A 4,953-nucleotide genomic window follows, 5' to 3' on the forward strand; every position below is an offset into this window, starting at 1 on the left:
CCCAACCACCCCGACCCGGAGGAATCACGATGATCGCCAGCCTGGGCACCGTCCGGAAAGACACCCGCACAAGAGCCACGGCACTCGCCCTCGCCGCCGGCCTCGCGCTGTCGGGCTGCAGCGTGGACGACGGAAAGGGCAAAGCCGCCGCGCCCGTCCCATCGGACAAGCAGTTGACGATCGGCTTCGTCAACGGCAACACCATCGAGTTCCACACCTGCCTCCAGAACGCCCTGCAGGCGCGCGCGGGCCGCGCAGGAGTGAAGGTCTTGACCGCGAACTCGGCGATGGACCCGGCCAAGGAGCTGTCCAACATCGACGACATGATCGTCAAGCGGGTCGACGCGATCGTCGTGCAGACGGTCAACATCGACTCGCTGGAGGGCGGGATCAGCCGCGCCAACCGCGCCGGCATCCCGATCTTCCTGACCTCCGTCGCGTCCGTGGACCAGACCAAGATCCTCGGCGCGGTCGTCACCGACGTGAAGAAGGTCGGCCGCGATCTCGGCGCCTGGCTCGCCGAGGACAGCGGCGGCAAGCCCGTCGAGGTCGGCATCATCGGCGGCGCGCCGGGCGCCGCCGCCGACCTGATGAACGACGCGTTCAAGCAGAGCCTCGGCGGCGACGCCAAGGTCGTCTTCGACCAGCCCGCGTTCTGGCAGCGGGCCAAGGCCCAGGACGTCGCCGAGAACCTCCTGCAGGCCCGGCCGAAGGTCGCCTACGTCTTCGTCCACAACGAGGACATGGCCCTCGGCGCGCTCGCCGCCTTCAAGGCCGCCGGGCGGGACGACATTAAGATCCTCACCAACGGCGGCAGCGCGGCCGGCGTCAAGGCCGTCAAGGACGGGGAGTTCGCGGTCACCGTCAGCAACACCCCCAAGAGCGTCGGCGAGATGGCCGTGGACAACGTCGTCGGCCTGCTGCGCGGCACGAAGGGCGTCCAGAAGATCGCCACCGTGCCCGATGTGGTTGTGACCAGCGACAATGCGAGCAAGGCACCGCCCTACTGCTCGTGAGGTCACCGTGCACGATTCTGCTGGCTCCGTTCCCGCCGACGACCCGGCGCGCCGCCGCGGAGTACGCTCCGTCGACCGTGCCCTGGACGTGCTGAGCGCCTTCAGCGCGGCGCACCCCCGCTTCCAGCTCACCGAGCTGGCCGAGGCCGCCGGGGTGCCGAAGACCAGCACCCACCGCATCGCGGTGACCCTGGTCGAGCGCGGGTTCCTCCGCCAGGAGGCCGACGGCGCCTACGTCCTGGGCAACCGGCTGCTGGAGCTGGGCAGCCTGGTCTCGACGACGAACGCCCTGTCCCACCTGACGCAGGGCGTCGCCGAGGAGCTGATCCGCTCGACGGGCGAGACCGTCCTGATCGCCGAGATCGACTGGCAGGACAGGTCGCTGCTCATCACCGGCAAACGGGAGGCGCCGCACTCGCCCGAGTCGCTGTCGCCACTCGGCCGCCGCTCGACGCTGGGCACCGGCTGCATCAGCCGCGCCATCCTCAGCGCCCTGCCGAGGGAGGAGAGCGAGGAGATCGTCACGCGGCTGCCGCTGGCGCAGCGCACCCCGGCCAGCATCACCGACCCCGACGCGCTCCGCCGCGAACTGGAGACCACCCGGCGGTACGGCTACGCCGTCGAGATCGGCGAGTTCATCGCGGGCATCGCCGGGGTCGCCGTCCCGGTGATGGTCGGCGGCCGTCCCGCCGGCGCGATCGCGGTCTGCGGACGGATCACCCGCATGCCGCGCCAGCGGCTCGAAGCCCTCGGCAACCACATCAAGCACCTGCTCGGCCGGACCGCGGCCGCGCATCCGCCCTCCCCGCCACGCGCGGGCTGACCCGGAGACACCAGCATGAACGAAGCCGCATGGACGACCTTCCCCGCCGGTTCCGATGAGATCCGCGGCTATCTGGCCCTGCCCACCCACCGCTCCGACGGGCCGCCGCCGGTGATCGTCATGGCGCACGAGAACCTCGGTGTCACCGCCCATCGCCAGCGGGTCACCGAACTCTTCGCCGACGAGGGCTTCGCGTGCCTGACGGTCGACCTGTACAGCAGGATCGGGGGCCGCCCCCCGCAGGACTACACGACCCCCGAGGAGCGCCGCGCCAAGGCCTTCCTCGCCGCCCGCGACGAGCAGGCGCTGCCCGACCTGGAAGCGGGCCTGGACCACCTGGCCGGACGCGGCGACGTCGACGCCGCCCGCGCCGCCGTCGTCGGGTTCTGCCTCGGCGGCGGCCTCGCGATCGCCTGGGCGGCCCGGACCGACCGGCTGGCCTGCGCCGTTCCGCTCTACGGACTGCCCGAACTGCCGCCGTCCTACAGCCCCACCGGCCGGGTCCGCTCCCGCATCGACATCGCCGGCGGCGTCCGCTGCCCCGTCCAGGCCCACTTCGGCGGCGCGGACGAGGTCATCCCGCTGGACCAGGTCGCGCGCCTCAGTGACGCCCTCGGAAAATCCGGCCAGGAGACCGAGGTCCACGTCTATGACGGCGCCGGACACGCCTACCACGACGACACGCACCCCAACCACCATCCCGAGGCCGCCCGCCTCACCTGGGAGCGCACCCTCGCCTTCCTGAGGAAGCACCTGTGAGCCTGTGGACCGACCTGCTCGGCGCCCAGATCCGGCACGTCACCGCGGCGGGCGTGCCGACGCGCGTCGCCGAACTCGGCTCGGGGGACCCGGTCGTCCTGCTGCACGGGCGGGGCGGCCACCTGGAGACCTTCGCGCGCAACCTCCCCGCGCTCGCGACGGCGGGACGCCGCGCGATCGCCTTCGACCTGCTCGGCCACGGGCTCACCGGCCGGTCGCCGTCCGGCTCCTACACGGTGGAGGCGCTGACCGATCACGTCCTGGCCGTCCTGGACTCGCTCGGCCTGGCCGCCGCCGACCTCGTCGGCCAATCCCTCGGCAGCTGGGCCGCTGCGCTGGCTGCGTCGCGCGCCCCGGAGCGGGTACGGCGTCTCGCCCTCATCGAACCCGCCGGTCTCCAGCCCGAGGCCGAACGGCTCGCCGACCCCACGGTGAAGGCGGCCTACGAACGCGGCGGCCGGGCCTACACCGAACCCACCCCCGAGGCCGTCCGGACCCGGCTCGCCGGACTCCTCGCCGACCCCGCCGGGGTCGATGCCGAGCTCGTCCAGGTCCGGACCGCGCTGTACCGGCCCGAGGAGGCCCGGCGCGTGCACCGCCTGGTACGGGCCGCCGACAACACGCCGTCGCTCCTTACCCCGCGACGGCTCTCCACCCTGACGATGCCAGTCCTCATCATCCGAGGCGAGCACGGCCACACGCCCGCGGCCGTCGTCGAGGCGGCGGTCCGCGCGGTCCCGAACGCCCGCCTCCTGACCGTCCCCCAGGCCAAGCAGTGGCCGCAGTACGAGCGCCCCGACCTCGTCAACCCCGCCCTCATCGACTTCCTCGACAAGGAGAACCCCTCATGACCCTCTGGACCGACTCCCTCGGCACCGAGACCCGCTTCCGCGACGCCGCCGGCTGGCGCACCCGCTCCATCGAGGCCGGAGACGGCGACGCGGTCATCCTCATGGGCGGCCTGACGGGCCACGCCGAGGCGTTCCTGCGCAACATCGTCCCGCTGTCCCAGCGCGGCCTGCGCGTCTACGCCATCGACGCGCTCGGCCACGGCCTCACCGCGCGCCCCACCGACGTCACCTACCACGCCCCCGTCTTCACCGAGCACCTGATCGGCTTCCTCGACGCCATCGGAGCCGAACGCGCGCACCTGGTCGGCCAGTCCCTCGGCGGCTGGACCGCCCTGTTCACCGCGTTGAAGCACCCGGACCGGGTCGGCAAGATCGCCTCGGTGACCGGCGCGGGCCTGCTGCTGTCGGACGAGAAGAGCGCGGCGGAGAGCGAACGCGTCCACAACCAGGTCAAGACGGTCACCGCCAAGGCCGCCGGCGCACCGACCCGCGAGAGCGTGCGTGCGAGGCTCGAATGGCTCATGGCCGACCCGGCCACAGTGACCGACGAACTCGTCGAATGCCGCTACCGCTACTACACCCTCCCCGGCGCCGAGGAGGCCCTCGCCAAACTGGTCTCCGAACAGCCAGGCGAAGCCAACCGGACGCACATGCTCGGCGAGGACGACCTCGCCGCCATCGGCAACGAGACCCTGATCGTCTGGACCGACCACAACCCCACCACCCCCGCCGAGGTCGGCCGCCGCGCATCGAAGATCATGCCCCGCGCCCGTTTCGAGATGATCACCGGCGCCGGCCACTGGCCCATGTTCGAGCAACCCGACCAGTTCAACCGCATCATCGGCGACTTCCTCACCACCGACGCAGGCTGAGCCCTGAACTCCCGCGCACCCCTGCTGCGGGACGGGGTCGGAGCGAAAGACGAACTGGTCTACTTGAACCGGCCATCAACTGATAGGAAACTTACCTATCGATTGGCTCGTTCTGGTCTCCCACCCCCAAGGAACCGCCATGTCCCTCGACACCCGCCTGCGGCCCTCGCCTTCCCTGGCGGCCGAGCATCCGGCCCGCTACGCCCTCGCCATCGGCCGCCTCTTCCTCGGCTGGATCTTCCTCTGGGCCTTCATCGACAAGCTCTTCGGTCTCGGCAAGGGCACCGAGAGCGGCTGGCTGTCAGGCACGTCCCCGTCCAAAGGCTTCCTCAGCCGGACCGACGGCCCGTTCAAGGAGATCTTCCACTCGATGGCCGGACAGGTCTGGGTCGACGCCCTCTTCATGTTCGGCCTCGGCGGCCTCGGCGTCGCCCTCATCCTCGGAATCTGCCTCCGCCTGGCCGCGATCGGCGGCACGATCCTGATGTTCATGCTGTGGGCGGCGTCCCTGTGGCCCGACACCAACCCCTTCATGGACATGCACTGGATCTACGCCGCGATGCTGATCGCCCTCGCACTCACCGACGCCGGATCCACCCTCGGCTTCGGCCGCCCCTGGGCCTGTCTCTTAT

At 71.3% G+C, this 4,953-nt stretch carries 6 protein-coding genes; all 6 read left to right on the forward strand.

Annotated elements, in window-relative coordinates:
* Positions 1-29 precede the first annotated feature (29 nt).
* Complete coding sequence (locus E1287_RS42020; protein WP_131971521.1) at positions 30-1,016, forward strand: sugar ABC transporter substrate-binding protein; 987 nt, start codon at positions 30-32, stop codon at positions 1,014-1,016.
* Positions 1,017-1,023: 7 nt separating this feature from the next.
* Positions 1,024-1,839, forward strand: coding sequence for an IclR family transcriptional regulator (locus E1287_RS42025; protein ID WP_207934793.1), 816 nt, complete (start codon positions 1,024-1,026; stop codon positions 1,837-1,839).
* A gap of 15 nt (positions 1,840-1,854) precedes the next feature.
* Entirely contained in the window at positions 1,855-2,598 is a 744-nt protein-coding gene (locus tag E1287_RS42030; protein ID WP_131971525.1) for a dienelactone hydrolase family protein, read from the forward strand.
* Entirely contained in the window at positions 2,595-3,449 is an 855-nt protein-coding gene (locus E1287_RS42035) for an alpha/beta fold hydrolase (RefSeq protein WP_165969455.1), read from the forward strand. The genes E1287_RS42030 and E1287_RS42035 overlap by 4 nt, the downstream gene beginning before the upstream one ends.
* Positions 3,446-4,321, forward strand: coding sequence for an alpha/beta fold hydrolase (locus tag E1287_RS42040; protein ID WP_131971529.1), 876 nt, complete (start codon positions 3,446-3,448; stop codon positions 4,319-4,321). Before E1287_RS42035 ends, E1287_RS42040 begins: the two co-directional genes overlap by 4 nt.
* Before the next feature lie 139 nt (positions 4,322-4,460).
* A partial coding sequence (locus E1287_RS42045; protein WP_131971531.1) for a DoxX family protein occupies positions 4,461-4,953 on the forward strand: 493 nt, incomplete at its 3' end.

This window comes from Actinomadura sp. KC06, from assembly GCF_004348735.1.
GTDB lineage: Bacteria > Actinomycetota > Actinomycetes > Streptosporangiales > Streptosporangiaceae > Spirillospora.